Raw genomic sequence first — 19,071 nt, forward strand, 5'->3', positions numbered from 1 at the left:
TAGGGGTATAAGTTGAGAAAGATATTAATTGGAATATGTTTACTGATTATACCATTTTTTGGGTTTGCTGAAGAGGATGTTAACTATATAAAAGAATTTTTAAAGGCTAATATGCTTATAAATGATGGGAACATAAAGGATGCTTTACCCATACTTGAAAAGATCAACAAGAATGTTGATGATGAGGCGATAGTCATAAAACTGGCGGAAGTTTACATCGCATTGGGTAAAAAAGATGAATTTGATAGACTCATGGATAAAAGCCTGAAAAAAGAGGTGTTTAGTAAAAGCTCGACCATACGAAGATTTTATGCTAATACATTAGCCACTGTATTCAATAAAACCGATGAAGCCATTAATCAGATGAAGAAGCTTGTGGAGATAGATCCATCTACGGAAAACCTTCTTCTGCTTACAAAACTTTGTGAGACCAAAAAAGATTTTTCCTGTGCCATAAGTGCAATGAACAAGATTATTGAAAAAGAACCCACTGCAGAGAATTATTATAAAAGAGGTCTTTATTACTACAATCTCGAGTTGAAGCCGAATGCCCTTAGGGATTTTGAAGCCTCTTTGAAGTTGGAAAAGAATTTTATGCCTATGCTGATGATATCTGAGATATATATACAGGATAATAACACGGATCTGGCTATTAAATATCTGGAAGATGCTGTGAAGGAAAAGGCAGGGCTGGTGATACCTGAATATAGACTGGCGGAGCTTTACAGGGTAAAAGGGGATTTCCAGAAATCGGTGAAGTATTTTGAAATGATAGCTGATAAAGTTAGTGACCGGGAAAAACTTTATGTATACAAACAAATCGCTGGTATCTATTTTGAATTAAAAGATTACGATTCAGCTTTTGTATGGTTTAGCCGTTTAAATGAGGTTGATAAGAATGATCAATTATCGTATTATTACCTTGGGGTCATAAGTGAGCTAAAAAAAGATTTTCAGCAAGCTGTAAAATATTACAAAGAGCTTACCCTTATGGATCCCCGTCATACTTTTGGGAAAAAAAGACTTGCCTATGCTTATATGAAAATTAAAGATTATCCCAATGCACTATCTGCTATTGAATCGATAGATAAAGATGAAAGGGATGTGGACTATTTTAGAATTAAAGCATTGATATATGCGGAAAAGAAAGATACTCAAAATCAGCTGGCAACACTGATTGATGGCCTTTCCAAAAATCCAAACAGCGAAGATCTTTTATTTGATATTGCCGACTATTACGAAAAGGTAAAACAGTACGACAAGGTGGAGTATTACCTGAAAAAGCTTCTATCGATAAATCCCAATAATGCGTCTGCGTTAAACTACCTTGGGTATCTCTATGCTGAACAGAATAAAAATCTTGTTGAAGCTTATAATATGATAGAAAAAGCCCTGAAGCTTGAGCCAGAAAATTCCGCATATCTTGATAGTATGGCGTGGGTGCTTTATAGATTGAAAAGGTACCAGGAGGCGTTTGAATACCAGAAGAAAGCTTTGAAAAGATCTCCGGAAGAAAAAGAGATGATTGATCATCTGAAGGAGATTCTTAATGCTCTTGGGATCAATAAAAGCATTGAGGATATTTTGAAAGAGGTAAAATGAAATTTATACTGAAACTATTTTTTTCTTTTGGTTTATCTATTTATTTGATTTACGGGTGTGCAACCAAAGAGGTGTCAATTCCTGTTGCCCCTGTGGACAACAAGACAGAGTATGAGGAGCATCTTAAGAAATTGATAACAAAATTGGCGGAGAAAAATCCCATTATTTGTAGTTACAAAAGTAGTGTTATCTTCGATTATCAGGATGAAAAGACAAAAGTCAAAATGAAAGGACTTGTTAATAAAGATTGCGATAACAATGGTGAAGTTGTGGTTCTGGGGCCATTTGGGGTTGTACTATACAATGCAAAATATAAAAATGGCGTCCTTGAGATCTCTAAGGATAATGATACACTCATTGTAAACGAGAAAACTCAAAATAAGGTTTCAGAAATGATTCGATATATTCATCTTTTGAACTACCCTGGAATTTTGCCGGATGAGACCTATGCTTTCAGGGAAGAAGGGGATAAGATATTGTTTCATAAGGATAATGTAAGCATATTTACAGAAGACTTTAATATTAAAAAGATTGTTTTTGGCAGGATCACTGTGGTCTACAATGTGGAAAAAGGGAAAATAAAAGAGATTACTTTGATACAGGAAGATAAAAATAGATATTTAAGGATCATTTTTAATTAATTATGGATTTTATTAGAAGCTATGCTAAGATTAACATATTTCTACATATTATAAATAAAAGAGGTGATGGTTATCACGATATCTTTTCTTTAATGGCGAAGATAGGGCTATACGATACTGTTTTTGTTGAAAAGTCTGATCGTTTTGAAATAGATTCAAACGTTAGATGGTTGCCTACGGATGAAAATAATATCGTTTATAAGGTTTATCAAAAGGTAAAAGAGATCTACGATATTCCACCGGTGCGATTTAAGATATTTAAAAATATTCCAGCTGGAGCGGGTTTAGGTGGTGGGAGCAGTAATGCGGAAGCTGGTTTGACTCTTTTGGATGTTTATTTTGGTCTAAATATGGGTTATCAGGAAAAGATGGATATTTTAAAATCTGTTGGATCGGATACGGCATTTTTTTTGGTTAAAGATGGTGTTGCCTATGCTGAAGGTCGGGGTGAGATTGTATCAAAAGGGCCATTACTTCCTAAGGCTAAGATATTACTGGTAAAACCACCTTTTTCTGTTTCAACAAAGGAAGCATATGCAGGTGTAAAATTAAGATTGACAAATAATTACAATGAAGATAAAATAAAAAGTTTCGTGGGATACGGCGATATGATAAAAATGCAGGAAAACGATTTTGAATATACAATATTTGAAAAATATCCAGAACTTAGCTGGATAAAAAATATGTTGATCAAGTTTGGTGCTGATGGTGCTTTAATGAGTGGCAGTGGTTCTACAGTGTATGGTGTATTTTCCAATGAAAATAAGATGAACGAAGCGGAAAGATTTTTTAGAAAATTAAATATATATTGGACATTAAAAACAACGATATTATAGGTGGTGCTATGGATTTTTTGGTTTTTTCGGGTAATTCTAATAAAACATTGGCTCAGGGGATTGTTGCCAAGCTTGGGTTGAGGCTTGGGGATGCCACTGTGAGTAAATTCAGTGATGGTGAGATATTTGTTAGAATAAATGAATCGGTTAGAGGTAGGGATGTTTTTGTGGTGCAATCCACTAATAACCCTGCAGAAGTTCATCTGATGGAGCTCATGATAATGGTGGATGCTCTTAAAAGAGCTTCAGCCAAGTCTGTGACGGCTGTTATGCCTTATTTTGGTTATGCCAGACAGGATAGAACTGTGGAGCCGAGGGTGCCCATCACGGCAAAGCTTGTGGCAAATCTCCTTACAAAATCTGGGATTGACAGGATTGTTACGATGGATTTGCATGCAGGGCAGATACAGGGTTTTTTTGATATCCCGGTGGATAACCTCTATTCAGTGCCGATAATTGCTAAGTACTTCAGGGATAAAGGGATGTGTGGTGAAGACTATGTTGTGGTTTCTCCGGATGCTGGTGGCGTTACGAGGGCAAGGGGGTTTGCAAAAGCTTTAGATACATCCCTTGCGATTATTGATAAAAGAAGATCCGGTCCCAATGTGGCAAAAGCTATGAATGTGATAGGTGATGTAAAGGGTAAAGGTGTAATAATAATAGATGATATGATAGATACCGCCGGTACGCTTGTGGAAGCAGCCCATGCCATTTTAGAACATGGAGCAACGAAAGTAGTTGCCGGTGCATCCCATGGTATTTTGAGCGGGCCAGCTATAGAAAGGATATTAAAGAGTGAACTGGAAGAGGTGGTAATTACAGATACAATTGAGGCCAGCAAAGAAAAGCTTTCTATTTCAAAGCTCAAAATATTATCAACAGCTGACCTTTTTGCCGAAGCTATAAACCGGATTTATAAAAAAGAGAGTATCAGTTCACTTTTTGTAAATATATAATATGAATAGATGGCTTGTGGCAGGGTTGGGTAATCCTGGAGATAAATACCGACTTACAAGGCATAACATAGGATTTATGGTGATGGATATGATGGCAGATAGGTTTAATCTGTCGTTTAAAGGTGGTTTTGAAGCAGATTATGCTGTTGCTGACATATTTGCTAAAAGATGTTATGTTGTAAAACCTCAAACTTATATGAATTTAAGTGGGAAGTCTATTTTTGAGATTTCGAGATATTTTGATATTCCCAAAGAAAATATTATCGTGGTACATGATGATCTTGATCTTTCTTTTGGTAGAATCAAAATAAAGGTTGGGGGTTCATCTGGTGGTCATAATGGTATTAATTCTATAATAGCCTCCCTTTCTTTTGCAGATTTTACAAGGGTTAAGATGGGGATAGATAAGCCTAAGTCGAAGGATGTGAGTGGGTTTGTTCTCTCTGAATTCAGTGCAGATGAGAAGAAGGTTTTACGGGATTTTGTGGAGCTTGGATGTAATGCAACAATTGCTATTTTAGAAAAAGATGTAAGATATGCAATGAATTTATACAACAAAAAAATAATAACTAAGGAGGTTAATGAAAGATGTCCAGCTTAATGTATTTGGCTCCAATAGTTGGTTTAGCAGGAATTGTGCTGGCAATTGTGCTCTATAACTATATTAAGAGCCAGCCGGCGGGTAATGAAAAGATGAAAGAGATCTCTGAAATGATCCATGAAGGTGCAATGGCGTTTCTTTTCAGAGAGTACAAGATCCTTGTATTTTTTATCATCGTCGTTTTTATACTTATATCTATTTCTTCGGATCTTGGTATTAAAACTGCCATTTCTTTCGTTTTTGGTGCAATAGCTTCTATTCTTGCGGGTTTTATCGGTATGAAAGCTGCTACGAGAGCAAATGTGAGAACCAGTGAAGCTGCAAGAAGTGGTGGTATAGCAAAGGCTCTATTTGTCTCCTATATGGGGGGATCAGTTATGGGACTTTCTGTGGCTAGTCTTGGTCTTATAGGTGTGGGGGTTTTGTTTGCTATATTTGGTGATCCCTCCACTGCAAAATATATAAATGGATTTGCTATGGGTGCTTCATCTATTGCACTTTTTGCAAGAGTTGGTGGTGGTATATACACAAAGGCTGCCGATGTGGGGGCTGACCTTGTGGGTAAAGTGGAAGCAGGTATACCTGAAGATGACCCAAGGAACCCTGGTGTTATTGCAGATAATGTTGGTGATAACGTGGGAGATATTGCTGGTATGGGGGCGGATATATTTGAATCCTATGTCGGGTCAATCGTTGCTACGATTGCAATTGCCGCCACAGCTTCTACGGATCAGCTTTCAATGCTTGGTGGGGAGCAGCTCAGGTTTCAACTTATGTACTTACCGATACTTCTTTCGGTAATAGGCGCTATTTCATCTATAATAGGGATATTCTCTATGATGGTTCTTAAAAATCTTCCTCCACAGAATGCGTTAAGATATTCGACATTTATAGGTGCCATTCTCTTTCTTATAGGATCTTATTTTACAATCTCATCCCAGGCTATAAGCAATGGAGTATTTCTTGCAGTATTCTTTGGTACCATTGCGGGGATAGTTATAGGGCTTATTACTGAATACTATACATCGGCTTCCCCTGTAAGAAAAATAGCTCTTGCTTCAAAAACCGGTCCAGCCACAAACATAATTCAGGGTTTTGCTGTTGGGCTTGAAAGTACAGTGTTACCAATCATTGCAATCTCAATCGCGGTATTGGTGGCAAATCATTATGCTGGACTTTATGGTATAGCACTGGCGGCTGTGGGTATGCTTGCTACAGTGGGTGTAACAATGACTGTTGACGCATATGGTCCTATAGCTGATAATGCCGGAGGTATATCCGAAATGGCTGAACTTGGACCTGAAGTAAGAAAAATTACCGATAGTCTGGATGCTCTTGGTAATACTACCGCTGCAATGGGTAAAGGTTTTGCTATTGGGTCTGCTGCTCTTACTGCTCTGGCTCTTTTTGCAGCTTACTCAAGCGCTGCAGGATTAAAAATGATAAACCTTGTGAGCCCATATACGGTGGTGGGGCTTTTTATCGGTGGCTTTTTGCCATTTTTAATTGCCGCTCTTACAATGACTTCTGTTGGTAAAGCTGCAGGTCAGATGGTGGAGGAGATTAGAAGGCAGTTTAGGGAGATACCTGGATTGCTGGAAGGTAAGCCTGGTGTAAAGCCTGACCCAAAAACTTGCGTGGATATTTCCACTTCAGCAGCATTAAAGGAGATGATATTGCCAGGACTTCTAGCGGTAATTGCTCCTATAGTTATTGGATTTGTATTCGGAAAAGAGGCACTGGGGGGTACCCTTGCTGGTGCTACAGTATCTGGTGTATTGCTTGCGCTTTTGATGGCAAATGCTGGTGGTGCATGGGATAATGCCAAGAAATATATCGAAAAAGGTGAGTTGGAAGGTGAAAAGAAGGGTGGTGATGCCCACAAAGCGGCTGTTACAGGGGATACAGTGGGGGATCCATTCAAGGATACAAGTGGACCGGCTCTTAATATTTTAATTAAGCTTATGAGCATAGTAGCATTGATAATTGCTCCACTTCTTAAGTAAATTTTGTTTTAGAATTCATCAGGTGGGATATTATTTAACTATCCCACCTTTTTTATATGGAGAATATGGAAAATTATATAGACATAGCTCTTGCCATAGCCCTTGCTCTTCTGGTTGGGCTTGAGAGGGGCTGGCATCTAAAGGATGAAGATGAAGGAAAAAGAATTGCAGGTATCCGGACATTTACAGTGGTGGGGATATTTGCATCCCTTTCGTCATTTTTTTCTAAGGAAGTGGCACCATATTTTATAATGGTTGCCTTTGGGGGGGTATCAATTGTAGTGTCTATTCTCATATTTAGAACAAGAAATGAAGAAGACAGAGGAATTACCACAGAGATATCTCTTTTAACGACATTTATAATCTCCACTCTTGCGGCGTATGGGTATAGATATATAGCTTCAGCTTCGGCAGTATTGATGGTGATTCTTCTCAGTTTGAAGCCGCAGATACATTCTTTTGTTAAAAGGATAGCCTTCGATGAATTAATCGCTTTACTCAAGTTTTTAGTTCTTATTTCTATAATCTACCCCATCCTTCCGAATACGACGATAGGTGGATGGACGTCGATTACTTATACAGATATTTTTAAGATTGTAATTATATTATCTGCTATATCATTTTTAGGGTATGTTGCGGTAAAGATAGCTGGTCCTAAAAAAGGTGTAATTCTTTCATCACTTATGGGTGGATTAGTGTCATCCACAGCTGTTACGATAAATCTCTCAAACTATTTCAGACAAAACAATGGTTCTCCGAATGTTTATACATTTGGTATATTGCTATCATGGGTGGTGATGTTTTTTAGAGTGGTTATTTTGACATGGATCTTTAATTGGGAACTGTTGATTATGGTCATACCGATAATCCTTTCTATGGTGATGGGGGTATTGATTTACCTATACATCATAAAAAAGGATCTGGACAATACATCTGAAATTAAAATGGAGATAAAAAATCCTATAGAGATTCTGTCTTCTATTAAATTTGCCTTATTGCTGTCCGCCATAATTTTTTTAGCTGAAAAAGGGAAAGAGGAATTTGGAAAGGTTGGAGTTTTAGTTATCTCAGTATTTTCAGGTATTAGTGATGTGGATGCCATAACGGTTTATCTTTCTAAACTTTCAATAGATAATGTTTTCAAAATCACCTCAGTGATCGGTATATTTCTGGCGGTGATTGTTAATACGTTGGTGAAATGTTGTATAGCGACGTATGTGGGGAGCAGAGCCCTTGGATCCGTTTTATTTAAAGTGACATTCATGATTGTATTGTTTGGGATTATTAGTATTGTTTTTGTTTTATATATTTCATAGAGTTTTGTATGATAACTGGGATCTTTTATTCATTATTTTCCGCCACTTGTTTTGGTTTTCTCGCAATATTTGGGAAATATGGTACAATATTAAAAATATCAGCCACAGAGCTTTTGACGTATAGATTTATTATAGGTAGTTTATTTTTCATACTCTTTTTTCTGCTTAAGGATAGAAAACTTTTTAGAATAGATTTTGAAAATTTTATTCGAGCCTGTGTTGCGGGGGGTATATTTTACCTTCTAATGAGCTATTTCTTTTTTAAAGCTCTGGAGTACGTTCCAGCCTCCACCACTTCACTTATACTTTACATCTATCCCTTTACGGTTTCTATACTGTCTATGTTCTTTTTCAAGATAAAAATCAGTAGAAGCCTATTAATATCGTTAATATTGATTGCTTCTGGGTGTATTCTAATTTTTTATGACGCCTTCAATAGATCACTCGATTTAAGAGGTGTACTCTTTGCAGTTTTAGCGATGTTAGTATTTTCCTTTTATTTGATTTATGTTCAAAAAACGATAAGTAATATAAAACCGATAACTTTTAGCTTCTACGTGATTTTTACCGCAGGGATATCATTTTCAATCTCTAATAACCCGTTGGGTATATTACATCTTAATAGCAAACAGTTAATTTTAGTGATTTTAATAGGCATTATCCCCACTTTTTTAGCTGTTACGTTGCAGTTTATCGCTATTGAAAAGATAGGTTCTGTCAACACAGCTATTTTTTCTACTGTAGAGCCAATAGTTACGGTTAGTGCCTCTTATTTTTTATTGGGTGATAACATTGTGATTCAGCAGGTAATGGGAATGTTTATGATAATATTAGGTATTGTGTTACCAAATTTGAAAAATATTAAAAAGAGGAGTTAATGTCTAAAAAGATTTCTCCGATTGTGGCGGATTTATTACTACTATTTACTGCTATAATATGGGGTTCTACGTTTATAATTGTAAAAAAAAGTATAGAAAGTATACCCCCCATAGCATTTAATACGATAAGGTTTGTGATAGCATCTCTTGTTTTGATGGTAATATTTCTATATCGACCCAAAAAAATTAACAAACAGGTGCTTATGGATGGATCTGTTTTGGGGCTGGTTCTTTTTTTGACATTTACCTGCCAGACAATTGGTCTAAAGTTTGTTACCGCATCAGAAACCGGTTTTATTACCGGTCTTTATCTGATATTTGTTCCAATCATATCGATGGTATTTTTAGGTAAAAAGATCGATATTAATACCATAGTTGCAGTGATTATTGCTTTTATTGGGTTATCCCTTATAAGTTTTACCGGAAAGGTTAACGTGGGTTTTGGGGAGTTATTAGTGCTACTTAACGCACTCTTTGTGGCTTTTCACATCCTTTTGGTGGATTATTATGGAAGAAGAGATGACGTTTTTGCCCTGACGTCGATACAGATTTTTGTTTTAACTCTTTTATCATTTATTTACGCTACTATTTTTGAAGGATGGAGTTTCAAGATTGCATTAAACGTCGATATCATGGTTGCTTTTTTGATTACCGGAGTGTTTGCCACCGTTGTGGCTTTTATGATTCAGACATATGCCCAAAAATATACCACACCCACTAAGGCAGCAGTTATTTTTACATTTGAGCCGCTTTCATCTGCATTTTTTGGGTATCTGATTGGGGGTGAATTGCTTAAAATTTCCCAATATTTTGGGGCTTTTCTAATATTTATTTCTATGCTAATAATAGAGTTAAAAGGAAATGAGAGGATAAATAAAGATGTATAAAAATATAGCTATTTTTACTGTGGGGATTATTTCACTTGCAATGGCTTCTATTTTAGTCAAGTTTTGCACTGATGTCCCTTCTGCCATGATAGCTGTTTATCGACTTACCATATCATCCATATTCCTGATAATACTATACAAGATCAGAGGATACACATTTACCAACATTGGTAAAAAAGAGTTTTACCTTTCCATTTTAAGTGGATTTATACTTGCATTACATTTTGTATCGTGGTTTGCTTCTTTGAAGCTTACATCTGTGGCAAGCAGTGTTGTGCTTGTAACCACAAACCCACTATTTGTGGGGCTATTTTCTGTAATTTTTTTGAAAGAAAAACTGCACAAAGAGATTTTGATAGGTATTATACTATCCATCATTGGTAGTACGATTCTTGCGATAGGTGATAGTGGACTAAAAGGGCTCTCAATCAAAGATAGTAATGCTCTTTATGGTGATCTTCTGGCATTGTTTGGGGCGATATGTGCCAGTTGCTATCTCCTGGTGGGGAGTAAAGTAAGAGAGAGGCTTGATATTGTAACCTATGTTACACTGGCTTATACAGCAAGCGCAGTATTTCTCATCATATATGCTTTACTTTTAGGGATTCCGTTTACCGGTTATAAGGTAAGCTCGTACGTAAGTATGTTGATGCTTGCGATTTTTCCACAGCTTATAGGTCATACAGCAGTAAATTGGTCCCTTAAACATCTTAAACCATCGATGGTGGCAATAGGTATACTGGGGGAGCCTATAGGTGCCACTATTCTTGCATATTTTATCTTCAATGAGACGATAGATATCTATAAGACTATAGGGATATGTTTGATTTTCATATCGATAATCATAGCATCTAAAAAGGGAGCTAAAGGGTAAAAGGAGGAGTTTGTAAATGTTTCCATATCTTTTCAAAATTGGAAATTTTGAACTTAGAATTTACAGTTTGATGTATATCATCGCGATATTTATTGGTCTATTTTTTATTAAAAAAAGAGCTAAGTCCCTCCATCAGGATCCAGGTATTATAGAAAATATTATAATTGTATCATTTTTTGGTGGCATGGTAGGGGCGAGGCTTTATTATGTTTTGCTCAGATGGGATTTCTATTCCACTTACCCATATGAAATTATAGCCTTCTGGCACGGAGGGCTGGCAATACATGGGGGGCTTATTGGGGGGATTCTAACCGGATATCTTTATGCTCGTAAAAAGTATAATTTCCTGTTTCTATCTGACTTGATCCTGCCTTTTCTACTACTGGGGCAGGGGATAGGGAGGTTTGGAAACTTTGCTAATGGGGAGGCTCATGGGGTACCCACCATCACTCCACCTGATATTATTTTTAGATTTAAAAATATCTTTCCAGAATTCTGGAGGGTTGTGAAGTCCACATTTAATCTACCAGATGGGGTAGAGGGGATGAATCTTTTAAACAGTATGCTGGAACAAAAAAAAGTGCTAATAGTGGAGTTTCAAAATAGGGTATATGAATTGAAGGAGTATGTGCCTTTTGGGATACGGTTTCCTCCTAAGTATAATCCACCGGCATACCTTGAATTTGGTTATTTACCTGTACATCCTACTTTTTTTTACGAGATGATACTAAATTTTATAGGGGCTGCCGTATTGATATATTTTTGGAAAAAAGATGATCAGATTGGTAAAGGGGTTATCACCGGTCTTTATCTGATATTTTATGGGGTTATAAGGGGATTTGTCACTACATTCAGGGCGGATGATCTGATGGTAGGTTATTTTAGAGCCCCACATATTGTAAGTTTTGTATTGATCCTGATAGGTGGGCTTTTGATATACTTCAGAAAAATGAGATGTAATAATGGGTGATTTTGTAAAATTTGCCAAAGATAGGGTTATACTTTTCGATGGTGCGATGGGGACAAATATACAGAAATACAGCATACCTGATGCAATCTGGCAGGGGAAAAATGGTTGCAACGAATATCTAAATATCGTGGCACCTCATATAATCGAGGAGATACATGGAAATTTTTTAGAAGCGGGTGCCGATGTGCTGGAAACGAATAGTTTTGGAGGCACAAGGCTGGTATTGTCGGAATACGGTCTGGAAGACGCTGTTTACGAGATAAACCTACAAGCGGCAAAGATAGCAAGAAGGGTGGCTGATAAGTATGGAAGATTTGTGGCTGGATCTATAGGCCCTGGTACAAAACTTGTCAGTCTTGGGCATATTTCATACGATGATCTTTTCTATATGTACAGAGAGCAGTCTTTAGCTTTGATGGATGGTGGGGTGGATCTTTTTATCATAGAAACATGTCAGGATATGTTGCAGATCAAGGCTGCAATTAATGGTATTAGAAGTGGTATGGAGGAGAAAAAGGTAAATCTACCCATAATGGTCTCAGTGACGGTGGAAACAAATGGGACTATGCTTACAGGATCAGATCTCAGTGCCGTTGCCGTAACTATGGCAGGATACCCGATATATTCGCTTGGAATTAATTGCGCTCTGGGCCCTGATCTGATGTATGATCCTTTGACCACCTTATCAAACAGTTGGGGTGGTAGGATATCCTGTATCCCCAATGCTGGTCTTCCGATGAACATCAATGGTAAGTTTGTCTATAATATGGAACCTAACAGGATGGCTGAAATAATCGATGATATTCTGAATCATTTTCCAATTAGCATAGTTGGGGGATGTTGTGGCACCTCATTCGAACATATTAGGGAGATGAGAAAAGTATGTGATAAACATAAAGCACCCCTTCCGGTGAGGTTTCAGGTGAAGGGGATGGCGGCAAGCATATACACATCCACAAGCTTAAATCAGGAACCACCGCCCGCTCTGATAGGGGAAAGGGCCAATGCGAATGGTAGCAAAGCCTTCAGGGAGCTTCTCATTAAAGAAGATTTTGATGGGATGCTTAAGATAGTAAAAGATCAAGAGGAGGAAGCTGCTCATTTTGTGGATATTTGTGTTGCTTACGCCGGCAGAGATGAAAAAAGAGACATGGCAAGATTTATATCGATGGTGAATAGAATGTCTTTACTTCCGGCGGTAATAGATACCACTGAGCCGGATGTTTTGGAGGAGGCTTTAAAACGTTATTCAGGTAAACCAGTAATAAATTCGATCAACTTCGAAGATGGCGGGAAAAAGTTACACAGGGTATTAGATCTGGTAAAGGATTTTCCTTGTGCCGTTATAGGGCTTACGATAGATGAAGATGGTATGGCGATGACTGCGGCAAAAAAGTTTGAGATTGCCAAAAGAATATATACTGTTTTTACGGATGAGTATGGGTTTGATCCGGAGGACCTCATCATCGATCCCCTTACTTTCTCCATCGGTAGTGGAGATGAGACGCTAAGATATGCTGCGCTTGAAACACTTGAGGCCATAAAGATGATAAAGGAGGAGCTGCCGGGGGTTAAAACATTGCTGGGTCTCAGTAATGTTTCGTTTGGGTTGTCTCCTAAAAGTCGTGTTATTTTAAATTCTGTCTTTTTGAAAAAAGCTGTGGAAGCTGGACTTGATATGGCTATTGTACATGCATCCAAGATTCTTCCGGAGGCATCTATCCCCACCGAAGAGTATAAGCTTGCTCTTAACTTGATAAATGGAGAAGAAGGTGCCCTGGAAAAATTTATAAATTTTTATAGTACAAAGAAAGATGAGGATATATTGACTAGTAAAAATGATATCTCTGATGAAGAGATGTTGATAGTAAAACTGAAAAAAGGGGATAAGACCGATATAGAAACATTACTGGATAGATTGCTAAAGAGATATTCCCCTTATGACATTATAAACAGTATCCTGATGAATGGGATGCAGGAGATAGGGGAACTTTTTGGTCAGGGGAAAATGCTTTTACCTTTTGTTCTTCAGTCTGCAGAGGTGATGAAGAAATCGGTTTCTTATCTGGAAAAGTTTATGGAAAAGAAAGATACCGAGCCTAAAGGGAAGATAGTGCTGGCCACAGTGAAGGGGGATGTACACGATATTGGGAAGAATTTAGTGGATATAATACTATCCAATAATGGATATAGGGTGTATAACCTTGGAATCAAAGTACCTGTGGAGGAGATGATAGAAAAGGCAATCGAGGTGGGGGCAGATGCAATAGGGATGAGCGGACTTTTGGTGAAATCTACCATAATTATGAAGGAGAATCTCGAAGAGATTAAACGTAGGGGGCTCAAGGTGAAGGTACTGTTAGGGGGTGCAGCCCTTACGGAGGGGTATGTAAAAAATGAATGTGCCTCTGTTTACAACGGTGAGGTTTATTATTGTAAAGATGCCTTTGATGCCATTACATATCTGCAAGAGGATAAGGCTGTTGAACCATGCCTCCAAGATAATTTAGATGTAAAGGTAGATTCGAAAAATGAAAAGGATAGTTTGAAACCTTTAGTGAAAAATGACCTATCATCTACTATCGTTCCTCAGCCTCCATTTATCGGGGTAAAGGTTGTGGAATCTATCAATTTTGACGATGTTGAAAAATTTTTGAATAAAAGAACCCTATGGACAAACAGGTGGGGTTATAAAAAACTCAAGGAGCAGTCGAATACTGAATACGAAAGGTTGCTTGAAGAGGTTGTGAAACCTGAATATAATGCGATTTTGGAGAAAGTAAAACTTTTAAAGCTCGTGGATATGAAGCTAACGTATGGATATTTAAGGGTGGTGAGTGTTGGGGATGCTGTTATTATCCTGGATGAAAATGAGAATGAGGTGGAAAGGTTAACATTCCCCAGGCAGAAGGTTGAACCCTACCTATGTTTGGCCGATTATTTTAAGCCTCTAAGTAAAGGGATTGTGGATATCCTACCTTTACAGATAGTTACCCTTGGGGACAGGCCTGTTGAATTTTTGAAAAAATTAAAGGACAGTAATTACAAAGAGTATTTTCTATACCATGGATTTTTTACGGAGTTTACGGAAGCACTTGCGGAGTACTGGCACAGGCATATCAGATATGAGCTTGGGATTACCGAAAATGAGCCTCAGTCGGTGGATGGTATCCTGGCGAATCGCTATCGGGGGCTAAGGTATAGTTTTGGTTACCCTTCATGTCCAGACCTTGAAGGGAACGAAAAGATCATTGAACTTTTAGATGCATCAAAGATTGGAGTATCTATTACAGAAACGTTTCAGATGGTGCCGGAGTTTACTACTTCTGCCATCATCGTTCACAGTGATAAAGCAAAATATTTTGTTGTATAAAGGGGAAAATTATGGAAATCGTACCATCTAATTTTATAGAAGAGATTATTGTGGGAGATTTAAAATCTGGTAAGGTAAAAAGCGTCATTACAAGATTTCCTCCGGAGCCCAACGGGTATCTTCATATTGGGCATGCAAAATCTATATGCCTCAATTTTGGGCTTGCATTGAAATTTGATGGTAGATGTAATCTTAGATTTGATGATACCAACCCGGAAAAAGAGGACACAGAGTATGTGGAGTCGATAAAGAGAGATGTGAAATGGCTTGGGTTTGACTGGGGTGAAAAGGAGTTTTATGCTTCTGATTATTTCGATTTTATGTATGAAATGGCAATAAAGCTCATTAAAAAGGGTAAGGCATACGTTTGTCACCTTTCACCTGAAGAGATGAAAAGATACAGGGGGACGTTGACAGAGCCCGGAATCAACAGCCCCTACAGAGATAGAAGTGTTGAAGAGAATCTGGAGCTTTTTGAAAAGATGAGAAGGGGTGAGTTTGAAGAAGAGGAAGCGGTTTTAAGAGCTAAGATAGATATGTCATCCCCAAATATAAATTTAAGAGATCCTGTGATGTATCGTATAATCAAAAAGCCCCACCACCGAACCGGTAATAAATGGTGTATCTACCCATCTTATGACTGGGCACATGGTCTGGAGGATTCAATTGAAGGGGTTACCCATTCAATATGTACCCTTGAGTTTGAGGATCATAGGCCTCTCTACGATTGGTTTTTAGAGGAGCTTGAAGTTTACCATCCCCAACAGATAGAGTTTGCAAGGTTAAACCTTACTTATACCGTTATGAGTAAGAGAAAATTGTTAAAACTGGTGGAGGATGGCTACGTTTCCGGCTGGGATGACCCCAGGATGCCCACAATAAGCGGGCTTAGAAGAAGAGGATACACTCCGGAATCTATACGAAAATTTGCCGAAATGATAGGTGTAGCAAAGAGTAATAGCGTGGTGGATTATGGTATGCTTGAGTTCTGTATCAGGGAGGATCTTAATAAAAGAGCCCAGAGGGTGATGGTGGTCATCAATCCGGTGAAACTTATCATTACAAATTATCCGGATGGTAAGAAGGAGATGATGGAGGCTGTGAATAACCCTGAGGATGAATCGATGGGGAAGAGGCTTGTGCCTTTTTCAAAGGTTTTGTATGTGGAACGGGAGGATTTTTCAGAAGAGGCTGATCCGAAGTTTTTCAGGTTGGCACCAGGTAAAGAGGTTAGACTTCAGCACGGGTATTACGTAACCTGCACAGGATTTAAAAAAGGTGATGATGGAAAGATCGAAGAGATATATTGTACGTATGATCCGGATAGCAGAGGTGGTTGGACAAAAGATGGTAGAAAAGTAAAGGGCACCATCCATTGGGTTTCCGCAGAAGATGCCATAGATATTGAGGTTAGGATATATAGTCATCTCTTTACAAAAGAAAACCCTGATGATGTGGAGGAAGGTAAGAATTTTACTGATTATATAAATCCAGATTCCCTTAAAATATGCACAGCAAAAGGGGAGCCTTTTATAAAAGATTGCAATGAAGAGTATTATCAGTTTTTAAGAAATGGGTATTTTAGAAAGGATGAAGATTCCACAAAAGAAAAACCTGTTTTCAATAAAACTGTTGGGTTGAAGGATAGCTGGAGCAAGGGGAAGAAGTAGGATGATTTTTTTAAAAAAACTTTTATACTACTTCATTATCCCTCCAGGGATATTTATCGTAGGATTTTTTATTGGTGCATGTCTTTTGAAGGGGTGGAAAAGGTATCTTATGATATTTTTTGCCGTAATGCTGTATCTTTTTTCTATTTCACCAGTGAAGGATATGCTGATCTACCCCATCGAAAAGGATTATATCAATCTGAAATGTGATGGGGATATTATCGTTGTCCTTGGGGGAGGTGTTTATGGAAATGGTGAGCTTTCTGAGGATGCTTTTAAAAGAGTTTTAAAAGGGTATGAAAAGGGACGAGGCGGGGACAAAATTATTATTGTATCAGGCGGTAGAGTAAGTGAAAGATATCCCTACGAAGCTGAGGTGATGAAAACTGTCCTGGTGGGGCTTGGAATACCTGAAAAGCAGATAATTATGGATAAAGATAGTAAAGATACGGTTGAAAATGCTAAATTTACTAAAAAAATTATGGAAGAAAAGGGTATAAATGGGGATGTTATCCTTATAACTTCTGCATATCATATGAAAAGAGGGGCACTTATCTTTAAAAAATATGGCTTTGATAATATCTGTGCTGCCGCCACAGATTTCAGGTTTGATGGAATTTATTCAATATACGATTTTTTGCCATCTGCGTCCAATCTGAATACTGTTTCGAAGGTGTTGAAAGAGTATATGGGGATACTGTTTTACAATATAAAATAGCTTATAATTCACTTCAATAACTCAAACAAGAAAAACACTTGACAATCATTGATTGTTGACTATATTTTTGATTAGCACTTAATAATTGAGACTGCTAGCAAGGTGAAGCGGAATGGATGATATCCTTAATGAAAGGGAAAAGATAGTTTTAAAGATGATCGTTGAAGAGTATATCAGGACGAGTGAGCCTGTGGGGTCTCGTTTTGTATCAAAGTACAGCCCTCTGGGGTTGAGTCCCGCTTCCATTAGAAATGTGATGAGCGATCTGGAAGAAAAGGATATGATAAAGCAGACGTATGTCTCATCCGGAAGGGTCCCATCAGACCTTGGGCTGAGGTATTACGTTGATAGGCTTATTTCTATACAGCCTTTTGACGTGGAAGAATTAAAAAGTGCAATTGATCAGAGAAAACTCAATATTAAATCTGTATTTGATACTGTTACCCAAAAGTTGGGTAAGCTTACAAATTCTGTGGGTTTTGTGGTATCTCCAAAGTTGAATAGCTCATATTTAAAGCATATAGAATTTATAAGGTTAAACAAAGAGAGTGTGCTTGCCATTATCGTCACAAGGGCCGGTATTGTGCACAACGTTATCGTCGAAACGGATGGGGATATCAGAGATAATGAACTTGTAAAGATGAGCAACTTTTTGAATCAAAATTTTGTTAATAAAAGTCTGATCGAGCTAAAAGAAGCTATCTATCGGGAGATGATAGAAGATAAAGATAGAATAAGTGATATATACAATAAGATGCTCAACATAGGTAGAGCCACTTTTGAAGTGGTGGATTACGATTATGAAATCGTATTGCATGGAATAAACAATATAATTGCCCAACCGGAATTTAAGAGAGATCTTGATACTTTAAAAGAGCTTCTTGATATTTTTGAGAGTAAGAAAAAGATGTTAAAGATTTTAAACAATCTTGTATCAAGGGACGGCATAAAGATATTTATAGGTTCAGAAATTGGTGAAAAGGTCGCGGAGGAGCTTGGGGTTGTTTTGACTGATTATAAAAGAGGTGACAATATAGTTGGTATGCTGGGGGTAATTGGTCCCAAGAGGATGAGATACCCACAGGTATTACCTATTGTTGACTATACATCAAAATTGATAACAAACATTTTAACTGAGATAGGAGGCGATGATGAATAAAGAACGATGTGAAGATCTCACAGATACTGAGAAGAGATCTGATGAGAGCTCACAGGCAGAAAATAGTAATCAGGATGAGATAAGTTCAGAAGAGGTTATCGATCCTAAGGATAAAGAGATAGAAGATTTAAGAAGGGCATTGGCGGAAGCAAACGACAACCTTTTAAGGGTAAAGGCTGATGCTGATAATTTTAGAAAAAGGATTACAAAAGATTTTGAAGAGAAACTTAAATATTCAAATCAATCACTATTAATGGATTTTATAACCTTTGCGGATAATATTGATATAGCCTTAGCACATCTTCAGGGGGCGGAAGAGTCTTCTATTGATAAGATAAAAGAGGGTTTTGAGCTTATTTTAAAACAGTTTAAAGATATCCTTGCCAAGCATGGTATGAAAGAGATCTGCTGTGAGGTTGGGGAGCAATTTGACCCCAATAAGCATGAGGCTCTCATGCTGGATTCGAGAGAGGATATGGAGAATAATACCATCACAATGGTACTTCAAAAAGGGTACACTCTAAATGATAGGGTGGTAAGGCCCACAAAAGTAAAGGTAAATAAAAAATAAAGATAAAGGAGTG

Annotated in this window: 16 protein-coding genes; all 16 read left to right on the forward strand. The window is 37.6% G+C overall.

The genetic code is table 11. From position 1 onward, the window contains the following. Positions 1-12 precede the first annotated feature (12 nt). The 16 genes from ACP5Q2_RS00380 (at position 13) to grpE (ending at position 19,058) form a co-directional block, all read left to right on the forward strand. A complete protein-coding gene (locus ACP5Q2_RS00380) occupies positions 13-1,602 on the forward strand; it encodes a tetratricopeptide repeat protein (protein ID WP_428096096.1) in 1,590 nt (529 codons plus the stop codon). After that, positions 1,599-2,243: a hypothetical protein gene (locus tag ACP5Q2_RS00385; protein ID WP_428096098.1), complete on the forward strand. Its 645-nt coding sequence runs from the start codon at positions 1,599-1,601 to the stop codon at positions 2,241-2,243. The genes ACP5Q2_RS00380 and ACP5Q2_RS00385 overlap by 4 nt, the downstream gene beginning before the upstream one ends. Before the next feature lie 2 nt (positions 2,244-2,245). After that, positions 2,246-3,079, forward strand: a complete 834-nt coding sequence (gene ispE / locus ACP5Q2_RS00390) for a 4-(cytidine 5'-diphospho)-2-C-methyl-D-erythritol kinase (protein ID WP_428096100.1) — start codon at positions 2,246-2,248, stop codon at positions 3,077-3,079. A gap of 8 nt (positions 3,080-3,087) precedes the next feature. Beyond that, positions 3,088-4,035: a ribose-phosphate pyrophosphokinase gene (locus ACP5Q2_RS00395; RefSeq protein WP_428096102.1), complete on the forward strand. Its 948-nt coding sequence runs from the start codon at positions 3,088-3,090 to the stop codon at positions 4,033-4,035. A 1-nt stretch (position 4,036) separates the two neighbouring features. Then, entirely contained in the window at positions 4,037-4,636 is a 600-nt protein-coding gene (gene pth, locus ACP5Q2_RS00400; RefSeq protein ID WP_424604595.1) for an aminoacyl-tRNA hydrolase, read from the forward strand. Then, positions 4,624-6,642 carry a sodium-translocating pyrophosphatase gene (locus ACP5Q2_RS00405; RefSeq protein ID WP_428096104.1) on the forward strand — a complete coding sequence of 673 codons (2,019 nt, stop codon included), beginning with the start codon at positions 4,624-4,626 and terminating at the stop codon, positions 6,640-6,642. Before pth ends, ACP5Q2_RS00405 begins: the two co-directional genes overlap by 13 nt. A 65-nt stretch (positions 6,643-6,707) precedes the next feature. After that, entirely contained in the window at positions 6,708-7,958 is a 1,251-nt protein-coding gene (locus ACP5Q2_RS00410) for an MgtC/SapB family protein (protein WP_428096106.1), read from the forward strand. A gap of 8 nt (positions 7,959-7,966) precedes the next feature. Then, positions 7,967-8,836: a DMT family transporter gene (locus ACP5Q2_RS00415; RefSeq protein ID WP_424604598.1), complete on the forward strand. Its 870-nt coding sequence runs from the start codon at positions 7,967-7,969 to the stop codon at positions 8,834-8,836. Further along, on the forward strand, positions 8,836-9,723 hold the full coding sequence (locus ACP5Q2_RS00420; protein ID WP_428096108.1) for a DMT family transporter: 888 nt from the start codon (positions 8,836-8,838) through the stop codon (positions 9,721-9,723). Before ACP5Q2_RS00415 ends, ACP5Q2_RS00420 begins: the two co-directional genes overlap by 1 nt. Further along, entirely contained in the window at positions 9,716-10,597 is an 882-nt protein-coding gene (locus ACP5Q2_RS00425) for a DMT family transporter (RefSeq protein WP_428096110.1), read from the forward strand. The genes ACP5Q2_RS00420 and ACP5Q2_RS00425 overlap by 8 nt, the downstream gene beginning before the upstream one ends. A gap of 16 nt (positions 10,598-10,613) precedes the next feature. Then, on the forward strand, positions 10,614-11,567 hold the full coding sequence (lgt, locus tag ACP5Q2_RS00430; RefSeq protein WP_428096112.1) for a prolipoprotein diacylglyceryl transferase: 954 nt from the start codon (positions 10,614-10,616) through the stop codon (positions 11,565-11,567). Then, positions 11,560-14,940, forward strand: a complete 3,381-nt coding sequence (metH, locus tag ACP5Q2_RS00435) for a methionine synthase (RefSeq protein WP_428096113.1) — start codon at positions 11,560-11,562, stop codon at positions 14,938-14,940. The genes lgt and metH overlap by 8 nt, the downstream gene beginning before the upstream one ends. Before the next feature lie 11 nt (positions 14,941-14,951). After that, positions 14,952-16,610 carry a glutamine--tRNA ligase/YqeY domain fusion protein gene (locus tag ACP5Q2_RS00440; RefSeq protein WP_424604603.1) on the forward strand — a complete coding sequence of 553 codons (1,659 nt, stop codon included), beginning with the start codon at positions 14,952-14,954 and terminating at the stop codon, positions 16,608-16,610. Between the two features lies 1 nt (position 16,611). Continuing rightward, positions 16,612-17,328 carry a YdcF family protein gene (locus tag ACP5Q2_RS00445; RefSeq protein ID WP_428096115.1) on the forward strand — a complete coding sequence of 239 codons (717 nt, stop codon included), beginning with the start codon at positions 16,612-16,614 and terminating at the stop codon, positions 17,326-17,328. Positions 17,329-17,440: 112 nt separating this feature from the next. Further along, on the forward strand, positions 17,441-18,487 hold the full coding sequence (gene hrcA / locus ACP5Q2_RS00450; protein WP_428096117.1) for a heat-inducible transcriptional repressor HrcA: 1,047 nt from the start codon (positions 17,441-17,443) through the stop codon (positions 18,485-18,487). Continuing rightward, the gene (gene grpE, locus ACP5Q2_RS00455) at positions 18,480-19,058 is read left to right on the forward strand and encodes a nucleotide exchange factor GrpE (RefSeq protein WP_424604606.1); all 579 of its coding nucleotides are present in this window, start codon (positions 18,480-18,482) and stop codon (positions 19,056-19,058) included. The genes hrcA and grpE overlap by 8 nt, the downstream gene beginning before the upstream one ends. Positions 19,059-19,071 lie beyond the last annotated feature (13 nt).

Source organism: Calditerrivibrio sp., from assembly GCF_049968475.1.
GTDB lineage: Bacteria > Chrysiogenota > Deferribacteres > Deferribacterales > Calditerrivibrionaceae > Calditerrivibrio > Calditerrivibrio nitroreducens_A.

Coding starts and splice junctions, on each gene's coding strand:
- pth (WP_424604595.1), top strand. CDS start 4,037: ATGAATAGATGGCTTGTGGCAGGGTTGGGTAATCCTGGAGATAAATAC.
- lgt (WP_428096112.1), top strand. CDS start 10,614: ATGTTTCCATATCTTTTCAAAATTGGAAATTTTGAACTTAGAATTTAC.
- ACP5Q2_RS00405 (WP_428096104.1), top strand. CDS start 4,624: ATGTCCAGCTTAATGTATTTGGCTCCAATAGTTGGTTTAGCAGGAATT.
- grpE (WP_424604606.1), top strand. CDS start 18,480: ATGAATAAAGAACGATGTGAAGATCTCACAGATACTGAGAAGAGATCT.
- ACP5Q2_RS00410 (WP_428096106.1), top strand. CDS start 6,708: ATGGAAAATTATATAGACATAGCTCTTGCCATAGCCCTTGCTCTTCTG.
- ACP5Q2_RS00415 (WP_424604598.1), top strand. CDS start 7,967: ATGATAACTGGGATCTTTTATTCATTATTTTCCGCCACTTGTTTTGGT.
- ACP5Q2_RS00420 (WP_428096108.1), top strand. CDS start 8,836: ATGTCTAAAAAGATTTCTCCGATTGTGGCGGATTTATTACTACTATTT.
- ACP5Q2_RS00425 (WP_428096110.1), top strand. CDS start 9,716: ATGTATAAAAATATAGCTATTTTTACTGTGGGGATTATTTCACTTGCA.
- metH (WP_428096113.1), top strand. CDS start 11,560: ATGGGTGATTTTGTAAAATTTGCCAAAGATAGGGTTATACTTTTCGAT.
- ACP5Q2_RS00395 (WP_428096102.1), top strand. CDS start 3,088: ATGGATTTTTTGGTTTTTTCGGGTAATTCTAATAAAACATTGGCTCAG.
- ACP5Q2_RS00445 (WP_428096115.1), top strand. CDS start 16,612: ATGATTTTTTTAAAAAAACTTTTATACTACTTCATTATCCCTCCAGGG.
- ACP5Q2_RS00440 (WP_424604603.1), top strand. CDS start 14,952: ATGGAAATCGTACCATCTAATTTTATAGAAGAGATTATTGTGGGAGAT.
- ispE (WP_428096100.1), top strand. CDS start 2,246: ATGGATTTTATTAGAAGCTATGCTAAGATTAACATATTTCTACATATT.
- ACP5Q2_RS00385 (WP_428096098.1), top strand. CDS start 1,599: ATGAAATTTATACTGAAACTATTTTTTTCTTTTGGTTTATCTATTTAT.
- hrcA (WP_428096117.1), top strand. CDS start 17,441: ATGGATGATATCCTTAATGAAAGGGAAAAGATAGTTTTAAAGATGATC.